The organism is Micromonospora sp. NPDC049201 (assembly GCF_055586805.1).
In genome coordinates this window covers 20,646-36,566 of record NZ_JBVJHM010000021.1, presented here as the reverse complement: position 1 = coordinate 36,566, position 15,921 = coordinate 20,646, and the positions used below count along the sequence as shown (strand labels likewise).

16 protein-coding genes and 1 pseudogene are annotated in these 15,921 nt (G+C 72.8%); 13 read left to right on the top strand and 4 right to left on the bottom strand.

Annotated elements, in window-relative coordinates; translation table 11 throughout:
- The first annotated feature begins 58 nt into the window (after positions 1-58).
- The 9 genes and pseudogenes from sufD to ACZ6O5_RS30485 all read left to right on the top strand — a co-directional run bounded on the left by sufD (position 59) and on the right by ACZ6O5_RS30485 (position 7,555).
- Complete coding sequence (sufD, locus tag ACZ6O5_RS30525) at positions 59-1,204, top strand: Fe-S cluster assembly protein SufD (protein ID WP_465981704.1); 1,146 nt, start codon at positions 59-61, stop codon at positions 1,202-1,204.
- On the top strand, positions 1,204-1,530 hold the full coding sequence (locus ACZ6O5_RS30520; RefSeq protein WP_281936329.1) for a non-heme iron oxygenase ferredoxin subunit: 327 nt from the start codon (positions 1,204-1,206) through the stop codon (positions 1,528-1,530). Before sufD ends, ACZ6O5_RS30520 begins: the two co-directional genes overlap by 1 nt.
- Positions 1,530-2,303: a Fe-S cluster assembly ATPase SufC gene (gene sufC, locus ACZ6O5_RS30515; RefSeq protein WP_107162481.1), complete on the top strand. Its 774-nt coding sequence runs from the start codon at positions 1,530-1,532 to the stop codon at positions 2,301-2,303. The genes ACZ6O5_RS30520 and sufC overlap by 1 nt, the downstream gene beginning before the upstream one ends.
- A gap of 8 nt (positions 2,304-2,311) precedes the next feature.
- Positions 2,312-3,619: a cysteine desulfurase gene (locus ACZ6O5_RS30510; RefSeq protein WP_465981702.1), complete on the top strand. Its 1,308-nt coding sequence runs from the start codon at positions 2,312-2,314 to the stop codon at positions 3,617-3,619.
- Positions 3,619-4,077, top strand: a pseudogene (sufU, locus tag ACZ6O5_RS30505) (Fe-S cluster assembly sulfur transfer protein SufU); the annotation flags it as partial. The gene ACZ6O5_RS30510 and the pseudogene sufU, both read left to right, overlap by 1 nt.
- Positions 4,078-4,148: 71 nt before the next feature.
- Positions 4,149-4,550, top strand: coding sequence for a metal-sulfur cluster assembly factor (locus tag ACZ6O5_RS30500; RefSeq protein ID WP_281936323.1), 402 nt, complete (start codon positions 4,149-4,151; stop codon positions 4,548-4,550).
- 339 nt (positions 4,551-4,889) lie between these two features.
- Positions 4,890-5,525, top strand: coding sequence for a LysE/ArgO family amino acid transporter (locus ACZ6O5_RS30495; RefSeq protein WP_465981700.1), 636 nt, complete (start codon positions 4,890-4,892; stop codon positions 5,523-5,525).
- A gap of 18 nt (positions 5,526-5,543) precedes the next feature.
- Positions 5,544-6,182 (top strand): acVLRF1 family peptidyl-tRNA hydrolase, encoded by a 639-nt coding sequence (locus tag ACZ6O5_RS30490; protein WP_465981698.1) that lies wholly within the window; start codon positions 5,544-5,546, stop codon positions 6,180-6,182.
- Between the two features lie 161 nt (positions 6,183-6,343).
- The gene (locus ACZ6O5_RS30485; protein ID WP_465981696.1) at positions 6,344-7,555 is read left to right on the top strand and encodes an RCC1 domain-containing protein; all 1,212 of its coding nucleotides are present in this window, start codon (positions 6,344-6,346) and stop codon (positions 7,553-7,555) included.
- A 92-nt stretch (positions 7,556-7,647) separates the two neighbouring features.
- Here ACZ6O5_RS30485 and ypfJ read toward each other — a convergent pair whose 3' ends face one another.
- A complete protein-coding gene (ypfJ, locus tag ACZ6O5_RS30480; RefSeq protein ID WP_465981694.1) occupies positions 7,648-8,565 on the bottom strand; it encodes a KPN_02809 family neutral zinc metallopeptidase in 918 nt (305 codons plus the stop codon).
- A gap of 247 nt (positions 8,566-8,812) precedes the next feature.
- Here ypfJ and ACZ6O5_RS30475 point away from each other — a divergent pair, with 247 nt between their 5' ends.
- Positions 8,813-10,420, top strand: coding sequence for an ABC-F family ATP-binding cassette domain-containing protein (locus ACZ6O5_RS30475; protein ID WP_465981692.1), 1,608 nt, complete (start codon positions 8,813-8,815; stop codon positions 10,418-10,420).
- Between the two features lie 27 nt (positions 10,421-10,447).
- On the opposite strand, the gene ACZ6O5_RS30470 is transcribed toward ACZ6O5_RS30475, so the two are convergent.
- Positions 10,448-11,050: a cadmium resistance transporter gene (locus ACZ6O5_RS30470; protein WP_465981690.1), complete on the bottom strand. Its 603-nt coding sequence runs from the start codon at positions 11,048-11,050 to the stop codon at positions 10,448-10,450.
- Positions 11,051-11,232: 182 nt separating this feature from the next.
- On the opposite strand from ACZ6O5_RS30470, the gene ACZ6O5_RS30465 reads away from it, so the two are divergent.
- The 3 genes from ACZ6O5_RS30465 to ACZ6O5_RS30455 all read left to right on the top strand — a co-directional run bounded on the left by ACZ6O5_RS30465 (position 11,233) and on the right by ACZ6O5_RS30455 (position 14,374).
- Positions 11,233-11,460, top strand: a complete 228-nt coding sequence (locus ACZ6O5_RS30465) for a helix-turn-helix domain-containing protein (protein ID WP_007072022.1) — start codon at positions 11,233-11,235, stop codon at positions 11,458-11,460.
- 46 nt (positions 11,461-11,506) lie between these two features.
- Complete coding sequence (locus ACZ6O5_RS30460) at positions 11,507-12,274, top strand: enoyl-CoA hydratase/isomerase family protein (protein WP_465981688.1); 768 nt, start codon at positions 11,507-11,509, stop codon at positions 12,272-12,274.
- A 117-nt stretch (positions 12,275-12,391) separates the two neighbouring features.
- Positions 12,392-14,374: an ABC transporter ATP-binding protein gene (locus ACZ6O5_RS30455; protein ID WP_465981734.1), complete on the top strand. Its 1,983-nt coding sequence runs from the start codon at positions 12,392-12,394 to the stop codon at positions 14,372-14,374.
- A gap of 84 nt (positions 14,375-14,458) precedes the next feature.
- On the opposite strand, the gene mug is transcribed toward ACZ6O5_RS30455, so the two are convergent.
- Positions 14,459-15,022, bottom strand: coding sequence for a G/U mismatch-specific DNA glycosylase (gene mug / locus ACZ6O5_RS30450; RefSeq protein WP_465981686.1), 564 nt, complete (start codon positions 15,020-15,022; stop codon positions 14,459-14,461).
- A gap of 126 nt (positions 15,023-15,148) precedes the next feature.
- Positions 15,149-15,910: an SDR family oxidoreductase gene (locus ACZ6O5_RS30445; RefSeq protein ID WP_465981684.1), complete on the bottom strand. Its 762-nt coding sequence runs from the start codon at positions 15,908-15,910 to the stop codon at positions 15,149-15,151.
- Positions 15,911-15,921 lie beyond the last annotated feature (11 nt).

The window sequence follows — 15,921 nt, the reverse complement described above, 5'->3', positions numbered from 1 at the left end:
TGCCCGGCCCGTCTCCGGTTCCACTGACACCGCCGTCGCTGAACAGACCAAGGAAGAGATGACTACCCAGGCTTCCGCGCCGCCCACGACCAAGTCGCAGGCGCTCCGCTCGTACGACGTCGCCGACTTCCCGGCCCTGACCGGCCTGGAGGAGGAGTGGCGCTTCACCCCGCTCAAGCGCCTCCGCGGCCTGGCGGGTGACGGCTCCGGAGCGGCGCGCGGCACGGTCCGGCACGAGCACGGCGACCTGCCCGAGGGCGTCGCTGTCGACCGGATCGGCCGGGACGACCCGCGGGTGGGCAGCGTGCTCACGCCGTTCGACCGGGTCAGCGCGCTGGCCTACGGCGCGGCCGAGGACGCCCTGCTGGTGGCCGTCGCCCGGGACGCCGTGGTGGACGCGCCGGTGCGCCTGCGGGTGGTCGGCGAGGACGCCGGGGCGCTCGCGTTCGGGCACACGTTCGTCGAGGTGGGTCGCTTCGCCGAGGTGACGGTGGTGCTGGAGCACGTCGGCTCCGCCACGCTCGCCGACAACGTCGAGGTGGCGGTGGCGGACGGGGCGAAGCTGACGCTCGTCACGCTCGCCGAGTGGGCCGACGACGCGGTCCAGGCGCAGCACCTGAAGATCCGGCTGGGCCGAAACGCCCAGGTCGTGCACGTGCAGGTGAGCCTCGGCGGTGACCTGGTCCGCCAGCACACCACCGTGGAGTACACCCAGCGCGGCGGCGAGGCCGAGCTGTACGGCCTCTACTTCGCCGACTCCGGCCAGCACCTGGAGCACCGGCAGCTCGTTGACCACACCGTGCCGGACTGCCGCAGCAACGTCGGCTACCGGGGCGCGCTCCAGGGCGACGACGCGCACACCGTCTGGGTCGGCGATGTGCTGATCCGGGCCGAGGCGACCGGCACCGACACGTACGAGATCAACCGGAACCTGCTGCTCAGCGACGGCGCCCGGGCCGACTCGGTGCCCAACCTGGAGATCGAGACCGGCGAGATCGCCGGTGCCGGGCACGCCAGCGCGACCGGCCGGTTCGACGACGAGCAGCTGTTCTACCTGATGGCCCGCGGCATCCCGGAGTCCGAGGCGCGGCGTCTGGTGGTGCGCGGCTTCTTCGCCGAGCTGATCAACAAGATCCCGGTCGAGGACCTGCGCGAGCGGCTCGGCGACGCGATCGAGGCCCGCCTCACGAAGGCCGGCTCCTGATGATCAGGATCTGTTCCACCGAGGACGTGCCGAAGGGCGCGGTGATCAGCGCCGACGTGGACGGTGTGCAGATCGCGGTCGTGCACGGCGAGGACGACGCGTTCTACGCCGTACGCGACGAGTGCTCGCACGCCGCCGTGGCGCTCTCCGAGGGCGAGGTGTCCGGTTGCACGCTGGAATGCTGGCTGCACGGATCCCGTTTCGACCTGCGTACCGGTGAGCCCACCGGGCTGCCCGCGACCGAACCCGTACCCGTCTACCCCGTCGAGGTCCGCGACGGCGAGATCTACGTCAGCATGACGCCGAGCAATGGAGTGACGCGATAATGAGCACCCTGGAGATCCGCGACCTGAAGGTGTCGGTCAAGCTGCCCGAGGGTGAGCTCAAGCCGATCCTGCACGGGGTCGACCTGACCGTGCGCTCCGGTGAGACGCACGCGATCATGGGCCCGAACGGCTCCGGCAAGTCGACGCTGGCCTACTCGATCGCCGGCCACCCGAAGTACGAGATCACCGGCGGCGAGGTGACGCTCGACGGCGAGGACGTGCTCGCCATGACCGTCGACGAGCGGGCCCGCGCCGGCCTCTTCCTGGCCATGCAGTACCCGGTCGAGGTCCCCGGCGTGTCGGTGGCCAACTTCCTGCGTACCGCCAAGACCGCCATCGACGGCGAGGCGCCGAAGCTGCGCACCTGGGCCGGCGAGCTGCGCGGCGCCATGGAGAAGCTCCAGATGGACCCGGCGTTCGCCCAGCGCAACGTCAACGAGGGCTTCTCCGGCGGGGAGAAGAAGCGGCACGAGATCGTGCAGCTCGAACTCCTCAAGCCGAAGATCGCCATCCTCGACGAGACCGACTCCGGCCTTGACGTGGACGCGCTGCGCGTGGTCAGCGAGGGCGTCAACCGGGTCCGCGACACCGGCGACACCGGGATGCTGCTGATCACCCACTACACCCGGATCCTGCGCTACATCAAGCCGGACTTCGTGCACGTCTTCGTCGCCGGCCGGATCGTCGAGCAGGGCGGTCGGGAGCTGGCCGACAAGCTCGAGGAAGAGGGCTACGAGCGGTACGTCGCCGGAGCCGGCGCGGCGCGGGCCTGAGTCTCGCCATGACCTCCTCGATCGCGATCCCGGCGGGCATGCCGCAGTACGACGACGTGCCGCGCTTCGACGTGGCGGCGGTGCGGGCCGACTTTCCGATCCTGGACCGGGAGGTCAACGGCCACCCACTGGTCTACCTGGACAGCGCCAACACCTCGCACAAGCCGCGTCAGGTGCTCGACGTGCTCACCGAGCACTACGCCAGGCACAACGCCAACGTGTCGCGTTCGGTGCACACGTTGGGCACCGAGGCGACCGAGGCGTACGAGGGCGCGCGGGCGACGATCGCCGCGTTCGTCCACGCGCCCAGCGTCGACGAGGTGGTGTTCACCAAGAACTCCACCGAGGCGATCAACCTGGTGGCGTACGCGTTCTCCAACGCCTCGCTGCGTGCGGACGCCGACCCCCGGTTCCGCATCGGTCCGGGTGACGAGATCGTGATCTCCGAGATGGAGCACCACTCGAACATCGTGCCGTGGCAGCTCCTCGCCGAGCGCACCGGCGCGACGCTGCGCTGGTTCCCGGTGACCGACGGCGGCCGGCTGGACGAGTCGGGCCTGGACGACCTGGTCACCGAGCGCACGAAGATCGTCTCGCTGGTGCACACGTCGAACATCCTCGGCACCGTCAACGCCACCGCTCGGATCACCGAGCGGGTCCGCCAGGTCGGCGCGTTGCTGCTGCTCGACTGCTCCCAGTCGGTGCCGCACCAGCCGATCGACGTGGTCGACCTGGACGCGGACTTCATCGTCTTCACCGGCCACAAGATGTGCGGCCCGACCGGCATCGGTGTGCTCTGGGGCCGGGGCGAGCTGCTCGCCGCGATGCCCCCGGTGCTGGGCGGCGGCTCGATGATCGAGACGGTGACGATGGCGCGGTCGACGTTCGCCGCGCCGCCGGCCCGGTTCGAGGCGGGCACGCCGCCGATCGCCGAGGCGGTCGCGCTCGGCGCGGCGGTGGACTACCTCAGCGGCGTCGGGATGCGGGCGATCCGGTGGCACGAGAAGGAGCTGACGGCGTACGCGCTGGACGCCCTCGCCACCGTGCCCGGGCTGCGGATCTTCGGCCCGTCGGTGCCGGTCGGCCGGGGCGGGACGATCTCGTTCGCGCTCGGTGACGTGCACCCGCACGACGTCGGGCAGGTGCTCGACTCGCTCGGCGTGCAGGTGCGGGTGGGCCACCACTGCGCCAAGCCGGTGTGCACCCGCTTCGGGGTGCCGGCCATGACGCGGGCGTCGTTCTACCTCTACACCACCACGGCGGAGATCGACGCCCTGGTGGCGGGTCTGGAGCAGGTGCGGAAGGTGTTCGCGTGATGCAGCTTGATTCGCTCTACCAGGAGATCATCCTGGACCATTACAAGCACCCGCACGGCCGTGGGCTGCGGGACGCGGCGGACCCGGCGGCCCGGGTCGGCGAGGCGCACCACGTGAACCCGACCTGCGGTGACGAGATCACCGTACGGGTGGCGACCGACGGCACGGTGTTCACCGACATCTCCTACGACGGGATGGGCTGCTCGATCAGCCAGGCGTCGGCGAGCATCCTGCACGAACTGCTGCGCGGTCGGGCCGCGGCCGACGTCGCGGTGGTGCACGAGGCGTTCGTCGAGTTGATGTCCGGACGGGGCCAGGTCACGCCGGACGAGGACGTGCTCGGGGACGGGGTGGCGTTCGCGGGTGTCGCGCGCTACCCGGCCCGGGTCAAGTGCGCGCTGCTGTCGTGGATGGCGTTCAAGGACGCCGCGGCACGCGCCGGGGTGGGCGTGGGCCCCGAGACGAAGGCGAATCATCAATACAGCGCGGCGGCGTCCCAGGCCGGTGCCGGGCGAAGCGAGGGGGCGGCATGAGCGAGGACGAGACCACCACGACGCCGGAGACCGGCGCGGTGGCGACCGACAGCCCGGTGACGCCGGCCAACGGCAAGGCCGCTGTCGGCGACATCGAGGAGGCGATGAAGGACGTCGTCGACCCCGAGCTGGGCATCAACGTGGTCGACCTGGGTCTGGTGTACGGCGTGCACGTGGACGACGAGAACGTCGCCACGCTGGACATGACGCTGACCTCGGCGGCGTGCCCGCTGACCGACGTGATCGAGGACCAGACCCGGCAGGCGTTGACCACCGGCCCCGGTGGCGGCCTGGTGAACGACATCCGGATCAACTGGGTGTGGCTTCCGCCGTGGGGCCCCGACAAGATCACCGACGAGGGGCGGGACCAGCTCCGTTCACTCGGCTTCAACGTCTGACCCGTTCCACGGGTCACCAGGCGAGGGCGCGGCACCCCTTCCGGGGCGCCGCGCCCTCGCCTTTCCACCCACCCCCCGCCTCTCCGGCCCGCAGATTCACGGAAAGAGGCCCTTTCCCGCCGCTGATAAGCCCTCTTTCCGTGAATCTGCGCGGGGGCGGGGCGGGGGTGGGAGTGGAGGGCGGGGGTGGGGTGGGAAATGGGTGGTGGGGGTGGTGGGGTGGGGGAAGGATGAGCGGGTGATCGAGGCGTACCCGAAGCAGGTTCCTGTCCGTGCGGCCACCACCGCGCGTCGACAGCGCACCGCGCTGCGGGTCGCCTCGCGTCCCCGTCCGACGTCGTGACCGGGGCGTTCCTCGCCGGTCTGTTGGCCGGTTACGGCGTCGCCGTGCCGGTCGGCGCGATCGCGATCCTCATTCTCGGGCTGAGCGCCCGCCACGGGTTCCGGGTCGGCGTGGCCGCGGCGCTCGCGGTGGCCACCGCGGACGGGCTCTACGCCGCGCTGGCCACGCTGGGCGGCGCCGGGCTGGCCCGCGTGTTGGCCCCGGTGGCCGGGCCGCTGCGGGTGGTCGCCGCGCTGGTGCTGCTCGGCATCGCCGCCCACGGCCTGTGGCGGGCCTGGTCCGGCCGGCGGGCCCGGGAGGTCACCGAGACGCCGTCCGGACGCGGCCTGCACACCCCGGGCCGGGCGTACGCGGCGCTGCTCGGGCTGACGCTGCTCAACCCGGCGACGGTGCTCTACTTCGCCGCGCTGGTGCTCGGCCGCCGGGACGCCGCCGACCCGGACCCGACCGCCGCCGCCGCGTCGTTCGTGACCGGCGCGTTCCTGGCGTCGGCGAGCTGGCAACTGCTGGTGGCCGGTGGCGGGTCGATGGTCGGGCGTGTGCTGGCCGGCCCGCGCGGTCGGCTGGTCACCGGGCTGGTCTCCAGCGCGTTGATCGCCGGCCTGGCGGCGGCCACCCTGCTGTCCGGCTGAACCGCGTACCGTCGTGGCATGAGCAGCCGACCCGCAGCCGGGGGTGGCCGGTGGGTGGAGGTCGATCCGGGCCGCGTCCTCCGCTGGGTCGAGGGCTTCGCCGACCGGCACGGCCCACCCGTCACCACCGTTCGGGGCTTCGGGCTGCTGCTCACCGCCCCGGACGACGCCACCGCCGAGCTGCACACCCCGCCCGGCGCGCGCTCCACACCGGACCTGACCGCGTTCGCCGGTGTCGCCGCCGCGCCGCGCCGGATCGGCCTGCTGCTGGCTCGCAAGGGCGCGGTGGCGGTCGGGGTGGCCGACGGGACCGAGCTGGTGACCTCCAAGGTCGACACCCGGTACGTGCAGGGCCGCACCGCCGCGGGGGGCTGGTCCCAGCAGCGGTTCGCCAGGCGGCGCGACAACCAGGCGAAGGCGGCGCTGGGCGACGCCGCCGATCTCGCCGTACGCCTGCTGTTGCCGGCTGCCGGCACGCTCACGGCGGTGGTCTGCGGCGGTGACCGGCGCGCGGTGGACACGGTGCTGGCCGACCGGCGGCTGGCCCCGCTCGCGGCGCTGCGCGCCGGTCGCCTCCTCGACGTGCCCGAGCCCCGGCACGCCGTCCTGGTCGCGGCCGTCAGCGCCGCCCGGGCGGTCCACATCCTGGTCCGTTGAACGGGAAAGATCACATCAAGACGGTCAATCCCGCGCGCTCCTAGTGCATCGAATCGACTCGATGCATAAAGTCGGTGCACGAAGTGGTGGGTCTCCGGGCGACCCCAGGGCAGCTTCGCCTACGCCGTTCACGCACCGACATCGTCAGGAGAAGGCATTTCATGAACGGACATCAGGGCGGCCGGCTGCGGGCCCGGTGGCGCAGTGCCACCAGGCTTCTCGCCGCGGCGGCGGCGATGTGCACCGGAAGCGTCGTGCTCACCGCCGCACTCACCACGGGCCCGGCATCCGCCGGCCCCGCCGAACGCGTCGCGCTGGCCGGCGCCGCGGCCACCAGCGTCACCACGGGCGGCGCGCACACGTGTGCGATCCGCGCCGACGGGGCGCTGCTGTGCTGGGGCTCCAACTACAGCGGCCAGCTCGGTGACGGGACCACCACGAACCGGGGGACCCCGGCGCGGGTCGGCACCGCCACCTGGACCGGCGTCGACGCGGGCACCGGCCACACCTGCGCGGTGCGGCCGGACGGCACGCTGTGGTGCTGGGGCTCGAACTTCCGGGGCCAGCTCGGTGACGGGACCACCACCAGCCGCAGCACCCCGGTGCAGGTCGGCACCGCCACCAACTGGGCCCGGGTGGACGCCGGCCCGGCGCACACCTGCGGCGTCCGGACCGACGGCACGCTCTGGTGCTGGGGCTTCAACCGGACCTCACAGTTGGGCGTCGGCAGCTCGCCCTACACCGCGACCACCCCGTTGCAGGTCGGCACCGCGTCCAACTGGGCGAGCGTCTCGACCGGCTTCGCGCACACCTGCGGTGTCCGCACCGACGGCACGCTGTGGTGCTGGGGGCTCAGCTCGGACGGCCAGCTCGGCCTCGGCGCGCTGGGCTCCCAGACGACACCCGCGCAGGTCGGCACCGCGACCACCTGGACCGGCGTCACGGCCGGGTACGCGCACACCTGCGGCGTCCGGTCCGGCACGCTGTGGTGCTGGGGCGAGAACGGGTACGGGCAGCTGGGCGTGAGCGGCAACTACCAGACCGCGCCGGTGCAGGTCGGCACCGTCGCCACCTGGAGCCGGGTCGCCGCCAGCGGTGACGCGACGTGCGCGTCCCGCACCGACGGCAGCCTGTGGTGCTGGGGCAAGAACGCGACCGGGCAGGTGGGCGACGGCACCACCACCCACCGGTCCGCGCCGACCCGCGTCGGTACCGCCACCGCCTGGACGGGGGGCCTCGCCACCACCGACCACAGCTGCGCCATCCGGACCGACGGCGGCCTGTGGTGCTGGGGCGACAACAGCGGGGGCCAGCTCGGCGACGGCACCACGGTCGAGCGGTCCAGCCCGGCCGAGGTGACGCTGCCGGCCTGATCCGCCGGTAACACGACGTCGGGCCGTCGGCCGGCGCCGCTGGGTGTTCCAGCGTGCCGGCCGACGGCCCGGCGGGGGAGCGGCGGTGCGGTCTACTTGCCGGCGCCGAAGGTGTCGCAGGCCTTCGGGTCGCCGGTGGAGAAGCCCTTGGTGAACCACTGCTCGCGCTGCTCGGAGCTGCCGTGGGTGAACTCGTCCGGGTTCACCGGCCGGCCGGAGCGCTGCTGGATGGCGTCGTCGCCGATCTTCTCGGCGGTGTCGATCGCCTGCTGGATGTCCTGGTCGGTGATGCTCGTGAAGATCTTCTGGCCCTGCTCGTCGGCGGTGCCGGTGGCGTTCTTGGCCCAGGCGCCGGCGTAGCAGTCGGCCTGGAGTTCGAGCTTCACCGAGAGCGCGTTGGCGCTCTGCGGGTCGCGCTGCTGCTGGCGGCGCATCTGCGCCTCGGTGCCGAGCAGGTCCTGCACGTGGTGGCCGTACTCGTGGGCCAGCACGTACGGCTGGGCGAACTCGCCCTCGGCGCCGAGCTGGTCGGCGAGCAGGCGGTAGAACGTGAGGTCGATGTAGACCAGGTCGTCGGCCGGGCAGTAGAACGGGCCGACGCCGGAGTCGGCCGCGCCGCAGCCGGTGCTGACGTTCTGGCTGAAGAAGACCGTCTTGGACGGCTTGTACTGCTCGCCGAACACCTCCGGCATGGCGGTGCGCCAGTACGCCTGGATCGAGTTGACGTAGAGCGCGTTGCGGCAGTCGAGCTGCTTCAACGCGTCGTCCGCCGAGCACTTCTGCTCCAGCGAGGTGTTGTCGCCCTGCGCCGAGTCGTCGCCGCCGTTGGTGGCCGCGTTGAGGCCGAAGCCGCCGCCCACCAGGGCGACCAGCACGGCGATGATGATGCCCACGATCCCGCCGCGACCGCCGCCGGTCGGGATCGGGATGCCCATCCCGCCTCCCCCGCCGGACCCTCGCCGGTCGTCCACCTGGCTGGTGTCGACCCGCGCGTTCTCATTCAGCTCCATGTTGACCCCGATCACCGATCTGTCCGTGTGTGGTGGTTGCGGTACCGGACCGGGTCCGGACGGCGAATTCGGTACCCGATGATCTTGTGCGGTAATCCGGCGGGACGACCACGGCGCGCCCGGTACACTGGAACCGTGCTGCGCTGCGAAGGCTGAACGGCCCCGCGCCGACGGGAGAACGAGACCCGCCGGCGCTTTCGCGTGCCCTGAGTCAGCCCTTCCGGACCCCGAGAGCGAGTACTCCGAAATGATCACTGCCACCGGCCTGGAACTGCGCGCCGGTTCCCGGATCCTGCTGTCCGACACCACCCTGCGGGTGCAGCCGGGCGACCGGATCGGTCTGGTCGGCCGCAACGGCGCCGGCAAGACCACCACGCTGAAGGTGCTCGCCGGGGAGGGCCAGCCGTACGCCGGGCAGCTCGACCGGCGCAGCGCCATCGGCTACCTGCCGCAGGACCCGCGTACCGGCGACCTGGAGGTCACCGGCCGGGACCGGGTCCTCTCCGCACGCGGCCTGGACGTGCTCATGGCGCAGATGAAGGAGCTGGAGGACAAGCTCGCCGAGGGCGCCGACGACGAGCGGCTGGTCCGCCGCTACGGCGCGCTGGAGGACCAGTTCGCCTCGCTGGGCGGCTACGCGGCCGAGGCCGAGGCGGCCCGGATCTGCGCCAACCTCGGCCTGCCCGACCGCGCCCTGGCGCAGACCATCGGCACGCTCTCCGGCGGTCAGCGCCGCCGCATCGAGCTGGCCCGGATCCTGTTCCGGGACGCCGGCGAGAACGGCGGCGGCATCCTGCTGCTCGACGAGCCCACCAACCACCTCGACGCGGACTCCATCACCTGGCTGCGCGGCTTCCTCGCCAACCACAAGGGCGGCCTGATCGTGATCTCCCACGACGGCTCGCTGCTGGAGGCCGTGGTCAACAAGGTGTGGTTCCTGGACGCCACCCGCTCCGTGGTCGACACCTACAACCTCGGCTGGAAGGCCTACCTGGAGGCGCGGGAGACCGACGAGCGGCGTCGTCGCCGGGAGCGGGCCAACGCCGAGAAGAAGGCCGGCGCGCTGATGGCCCAGGCCGACAAGATGCGGGCCAAGGCCACCAAGACTGTGGCCGCGCAGAACATGGCCCGCCGGGCCGAGAAACTGATCTCCGGGCTGGAGGAGGTACGCCACGCCGACAAGGTGGCCAAGGTGCGGTTCCCCAACCCGGCGCCGTGCGGCAAGACCCCGCTGACCGCCGCCGGCCTGTCCAAGTCGTACGGGTCGCTGGAGATCTTCACCGACGTGAACGTCGCGGTGGACCGGGGCTCCCGGGTGGCCATCCTCGGGCTCAACGGCGCCGGCAAGACCACGCTGCTGCGGATGCTCGGCGGCCTGCTGGAGCCGGACACCGGCGAGGTGCGCCCCGGGCACGGCCTGCGGCTCGGCTACTACGCCCAGGAGCACGAGACGCTGGACGTGGACCGGACGATCCTGGAGCACATGCGCAGCGCCGCGTCCGACCAGACCGACACCGACCTGCGCAAGATCCTCGGCGCGTTCCTGTTCTCCGGCGAGGACGTCGACAAGCCGGCCGGGGTGCTCTCGGGTGGCGAGAAGACCCGGCTGGCGCTAGCCACGCTGGTCTGCTCCGGGGCCAACGTGCTGCTGCTGGACGAGCCCACGAACAACCTCGACCCGGTCAGCCGGGAGCAGGTGCTCGACGCGATCGCCCGCTACCCGGGCGCGATCGTGCTGGTCACCCACGACCCGGGGGCGGTCAGCGCGCTCAAGCCGGACCGCGCCATCCTGCTGCCCGACGGCGACGAGGACGCCTGGTCCGACGACCTGCTCGAACTGGTCGAGCTGGCCTGACCCCGGGTCGGCGGCCGGCGGCGCGGTTCAACCGAGCAGGTCGGCGAGCCGGGGGAGGACGCCGGAGGTGAGCAGGATGACCGCGCCGATGACGATGAAGATCGCCGGCACCAGCCAGTGGCCGGCGCGGCCGACCAGCGACACCACCCGGGGGTGGCCGCCGAGCGCGGCGGCGACGGCGCACCACACGGCGACCAGCACGGCGAAGACCAGCAGCCAGACCAGGCCGGTGAGCGGGTCGAGGGCGCGGAAGACCGGCACGTAGACCGCGATGTTGTCGGCGCCGTTGGCCACCGTGACCCCGGCGACGCCGAACAGGGTGCCGACCACCACCGGCGGGTCGTCGGCCCCGGCCCGGTTCCGCAGCGCGCGGACGCCGAGCGCGATCGGCAGCAGCCCGAGCAGCCCCGGCCACGGGTCGGGCACCACCAGCAGCCCGGCGGCGGCCACCACCGCGACGGCGACCAGCGCGCCGATGCCCGCGTACTGACCGGCGACGATCTGCCAGGGCCGCGGCCGGCCGTCGGTCCGGGAGGCCACGAAGAGCACGGTGAGCACGACGACGTCGTCCAGATTGGTGGCGGCGAACACGCCGGCGGCACCGGCCGCGACGCCGATCAGATCGGTCACCCGGGGCACGATACGACCCGGTCGGTACGGATCGGACGGCCGGGAGGATCACTCTATCGGGAAGCTGACATTGCGTAGCGTGTCGGTTGGCGAATAGTTGATATCTGGCGCATGATCGTTCGAGGCGGTCTAATAGGTGGGACCGTATCCGAACCGCACAGTCTGGGACGTGAGGAATCAGCATGGCAGCCACCGGCACAGCCACCAGCACTGAGAAGGGTCGCCGGATCGTCGGGGCCGAGCGTCAGACGCTCGCCAAAGACCTGGTAAAGCGGTACACCGGGGGTGAGAGCATTCGTGCGCTGGCGGCCTCGACCGGCCGCTCGTACGGGTTCATCCACCGGGTGCTCACCGAGTCCGGGGTGCAGCTGCGGCAGCGCGGCGGTGCCCGGCGCCGCAAGAAGGCGTGACCCGCCCCCCAGCGTCGTCCATCAGCGTCGCGCTCCGGGTGGTCCGGTGACCACCGAGACGACCGGAGTTCGACTCGACTGCGACGGGCCGGTCGCGACGGTGACGTTGTGCCGGCCCGACGTGCTCAACGCCCAGACCCCGGCGATGTGGCGCGCCATGAGCGACTTCTCCCGGGACCTGCCCGGTGACGTCCGGATCGTCGTCGTACGCGGCGAGGGCCGGGCCTTCTCCGCGGGCCTGGACCTCGCGGTCGCCGGTGCCTCCGGACCCGGTTCCTTCGCCGAGCTGGCCACGCTCTCCGAGTCCGAGTGCGCCGACCGGATCGCGGCCTACCAGGCCGGCTTCACCTGGCTGCACCGACCGGACGTCGTCTCGATCGCCGCCGTGCAGGGCCACGCGATCGGCGCCGGCTTCCAGCTCGCGCTCGCCTGCGACCTGCGGGTGCTCGCCGCCGACGCGAAGCTCTCGATGGCCGAGGTGACGCTCGGGCTGGTCCCCGACCTGGCCGGCACGCGCCGCCTGGTGGAGTTGGTCGGCTACTCCCGCGCCCTGGAGATCTGCGCCACCGGCCGTCGGATGGACGCCGCCGAGGCGGACCGGATCGGCCTGGCCACGCTCGTGGTGCCCACCGACGAGCTGGACGCCGCGGTGCGTGACCTGGCCGCCGGGCTGCTGGCCAACAGCCGGGACGCCGTCGTGGAGATCAAGGCGCTGCTCGCCGGCGCGGCCGGGCGCTCGCACGCCGAGCAGCAGCGCGCCGAGCGGGAGGCCCAGACCCGTCGGATCCGGGACCTGGCCGGGCGCGGCGAATAGCGGTAAGGACCCCGGGGGAAGATCTGGGTTACTCGCGAGGTTGTCACAGGCGTCGGGAGAATTGACCCCGGCGGTCCGTGCTGCCCGACGACCCGGAGGTGACGAGTGTCCAACCCCATGGCCGGCGGCGGCATGGGCGGCTGGAGCATGCTCCGGTCGCTGCGCAACCGCGACGAGGTCTCCGCCCACCGGCTCAAGCGCGGCACCGCCCGGCGGATCGTCGCGTTCGCCCAGCCGTACCGGCGCGACATCGTCGTCTTCCTGATCACCGTGATCGTCGCCGCGGTGATCGGCGTGGCCACCCCGCTGCTCGCCGGTGACGTCATCGACGCGATCGCCGGCCGCGGTCCCGACGCCCGTGACACCGTGGTCCGGCTCGCCCTGATCATCGCCGCGCTGGCCGTGGCCGACGCGCTGTTCTCGCTGGCCCAGCGGTGGTATTCGGCCCGCATCGGCGAGGGCATCATCCTCGACCTGCGCACCCGGGTCTACGACCACGTCCAGCGGATGCCGTTGCAGTTCTTCACCCGCACCCAGACCGGCGCGCTTGTCAGCCGGCTCAACAACGACGTGCTCGGCGCCCAGCGCGCGTTCACCTCGACGCTGTCCGGGGTGGTCAGCAACGTCATCCAGCTCGTGCTCACCGCCGGGGCGATGCTGGTGCTGTCCTGGCAGATCACCGTGCTGGCGCTGGTGCTGCTGCCGATCTTCATCATCCCGGCCCGCCGGGTCGGCCGGCGGCTGGCCGAGATCACCCGCGAGTCCTACGACCTCGACGCCAAGATGAACGCCACCATGACCGAGCGGTTCGGCGTGTCGGGCGCGCTGCTGGTCAAGCTGTTCGGCGCACCCGAGGTGGAGGCCGATCGGTTCGCCGGTCGGGCCGAGCGGGTACGCGACATCGGCATCCAGTCCGCCATGTATTCGCGCACGTTCTTCGTGGCGATGCTGCTGGTCGCCTCGCTCGCCCAGGCGTTGACCTACGGCGTGGGCGGCTGGCTCGCGGTCACCGGCGCGGTCAGCGCGGGCACCGTCGTCAAGCTGGCGCTGCTGCTGACCCGCCTCTACGGCCCGCTCACCGCGCTGTCCAACGTCCGGGTCGACGTGATGAGCGCGCTGGTCTCCTTCGACCGTGTCTTCGAGGTGCTCGACCTGCGTCCGGCCATCGCGGAGAAGCCCGACGCGGTGCCGGTGCCGCCCCGCAACGGTCGGGTCGAGTTCCGGGACGTGCGCTTCCGCTACCCGAGCGCCGCGGAGGTGTCGCTGGCCTCGCTGGAGGAGGTCGCCACGCTGGACCGGACGGTCAACGAGCCGGTGCTCAAGGGCGTCTCGTTCGCCGTCGAGCCCGGGCAGATGGTGGCGTTGGTCGGCCCGTCCGGTGCCGGCAAGTCGACGCTGTCCATGCTGATCTCCCGGATCTACGACGTCAGCGACGGCCAGGTGCTGGTCGGCGGCGTCGACGTGCGCGACGCGACGCTCGCCTCGCTGCGCGACGAGATCGGCGTGGTCACCCAGGACTCGCACCTGTTCCACGAGACGATCCGGGAGAACCTCCGCTACGCCAAGCCCGACGCCACCGACGACGAGATCTGGGCGGCGCTGGCCGGTGCGCAGGTCGCCGACCTGGTCCGCGCGACGCCGGACGGGCTCGACACCACGGTCGGCGAGCGGGGCTACCGCTTCTCCGGCGGCGAGAAGCAACGCATCGCCATCGCCCGGCTGCTGCTCAAGGCCCCGTCGATCGTGATCCTCGACGAGGCCACCGCACACCTCGACTCGGAGAGCGAGGCGGCGGTGCAGCGGGCGCTGTCGGTGGCGTTGACCGGGCGCACCGCGCTGGTCATCGCGCACCGGCTCTCCACGGTGCGCGACGCCGACCAGATCCTGGTGCTCGACGAGGGCCGCATCGTCGAGCGCGGCCGGCACGACGAGCTGGTGGCGGTCGGCGGCCTCTACGCCGAGCTGTACCGGACCCAGTTCGCGGTCACCGACTCGCCGGTCCCGTACGCGGAGCCGGAGCAGCCCGAGCCGGTGGTGACCACGGTGCCGATGGGCACGTACGTCGCGCAGGAGACGATGCCGCCGGCGACGGCGAACTAGGGTCTGTCGCACCGGAGCCGGCCCTCGGCGTTCCGCCCGGGCGCCGGTGACCCACCCGCCCGGCTGCGGCGGCGCCGGACGGCGCTATCCGCCGGTGACCGCCGCGCGCAGCTCACCGAACGCGGCGCCGAGCGTCTCCGGGGTGAAGTGCGCGTTCAGCCCGCTCGGGTTGGGCAGCACCCAGAGCCGCGCCGGCCCGAGCGGCTCCGGTTGCGGCCCGAAGCCGGCCTTCGGCCGGGCGAAACCGATCCGGTACGCGGTCACCCCGACCACCGCCACCCAGCGCGGTCGGTGGCGCTCGACCTTGTCGGTGAGCACCCGCGCACCCTCGACCAGCTCCGCGGCGGTCAGCTCGTCGGCGCGGGCGCTGGCCCGGGCCACCATGTTCGTGATGCCCAACCCCAGCGCGGGCAGCTCGTCCTGCTCACCGGGGTGCAACAGGCGTGGGGTGAACCCGCCACGGTGCAGCGCCGGCCAGAACCGGTTGCCCGGGCGGGCGAAGTGCCAGCCGGTGGCCGCCGACCACAGGCCCGGGTTGATGCCGACGAAGAGCACGTCCAGACCGGGCCCGATCACGTCGGGCAGCAGCCGGTCGGCCGCCGCGGCGAGCTGCTCCCGACTGGGTCGCGGGTGACGCCGGGCGGGCACGGCGGGACCGGTAGCGGGTTCGGGTCGCCCGCCGGCGGGGCGGCGTCGGTCGTTCACCGACGTGTCGTCCCGGGACGCGGGCGCGGCACCGCGCCGGCACCGGACCACGAGGTCGTCGACGTGCCGTCACAGGCCACGCAGCGCACCGCCGTCGACCGGCACGGTGACCCCGGTGACGTAGCTCGCGGCGGGGGAGAGCAGGAACGCGGCCACCCGGCCGAACTCGGCGGGCTCGGCGATGCGGCCCAGCGGGATCGCCGCCTCCGCCGCGGCGCGGGCCCGGTCGGCGTCGCCGGAGGCGGCCAGCAGGTCCCGGTTGCGGTCGGTCATGATCCGGCCGGGCAGCAGGCTCACCACCCGTACGCCGCGCGGACCGTACTCGTCGGCCAGGTCCTTGGCCACCCCGGCCAGGCCCGGTCGGAGGCCGTTGGAGATGCCCAGCCCGGCCAGCGGCTCGCGCACCGAGGTGGACAGCACCAGGGCGATCGCGCCGCCGTCGGTGAGCGCGCCGGCCATCGTGCGGGCGAGCCGGACGCTGCCCAGGAAGACCGTTTCGAACGACTCCCGCCACTGCGCGTCGGTGACCGCGGCGGCGGTGCCCCCGGGCGGCCCGCCGACCGAGACCAGCGCGCCGTCGAGCCGGCCGAAGTGCTCGCGGGCTGCCGCCACGAGGCGGTCCGGAGTGCCGGGGTCGGCCAGGTCGGCGGTCAGCCCGATGGCCCGCGCCGGGCCGCCGAGCGCCTCGACGGCGGCAGCCACCCGTTCCGGGGCCCGCGCGGAGACCACCACCCGGGCGCCGTCCGCGACGAGGTGCCGGGCGGTGGCGAGACCGAGGCCGCCGGAGGCCCCGGTCAGCACGTACACCCGGTCGGCCAGTCCGAGATCCATGGCCCGATCCT

Bases quoted from the DNA above. Each gene is read 5' to 3' on its own strand.
- sufD (WP_465981704.1), top strand. From the start codon at position 59: ATGACTACCCAGGCTTCCGCGCCGCCCACGACCAAGTCGCAGGCGCTC.
- ACZ6O5_RS30520 (WP_281936329.1), top strand. From the start codon at position 1,204: ATGATCAGGATCTGTTCCACCGAGGACGTGCCGAAGGGCGCGGTGATC.
- sufC (WP_107162481.1), top strand. From the start codon at position 1,530: ATGAGCACCCTGGAGATCCGCGACCTGAAGGTGTCGGTCAAGCTGCCC.
- ACZ6O5_RS30510 (WP_465981702.1), top strand. From the start codon at position 2,312: ATGACCTCCTCGATCGCGATCCCGGCGGGCATGCCGCAGTACGACGAC.
- ACZ6O5_RS30500 (WP_281936323.1), top strand. From the start codon at position 4,149: ATGAGCGAGGACGAGACCACCACGACGCCGGAGACCGGCGCGGTGGCG.
- ACZ6O5_RS30490 (WP_465981698.1), top strand. From the start codon at position 5,544: ATGAGCAGCCGACCCGCAGCCGGGGGTGGCCGGTGGGTGGAGGTCGAT.
- ACZ6O5_RS30485 (WP_465981696.1), top strand. From the start codon at position 6,344: ATGAACGGACATCAGGGCGGCCGGCTGCGGGCCCGGTGGCGCAGTGCC.
- ypfJ (WP_465981694.1), bottom strand. From the start codon at position 8,565: ATGGAGCTGAATGAGAACGCGCGGGTCGACACCAGCCAGGTGGACGAC.
- ACZ6O5_RS30475 (WP_465981692.1), top strand. From the start codon at position 8,813: ATGATCACTGCCACCGGCCTGGAACTGCGCGCCGGTTCCCGGATCCTG.
- ACZ6O5_RS30465 (WP_007072022.1), top strand. From the start codon at position 11,233: ATGGCAGCCACCGGCACAGCCACCAGCACTGAGAAGGGTCGCCGGATC.
- ACZ6O5_RS30455 (WP_465981734.1), top strand. From the start codon at position 12,392: ATGGCCGGCGGCGGCATGGGCGGCTGGAGCATGCTCCGGTCGCTGCGC.
- ACZ6O5_RS30445 (WP_465981684.1), bottom strand. From the start codon at position 15,910: ATGGATCTCGGACTGGCCGACCGGGTGTACGTGCTGACCGGGGCCTCC.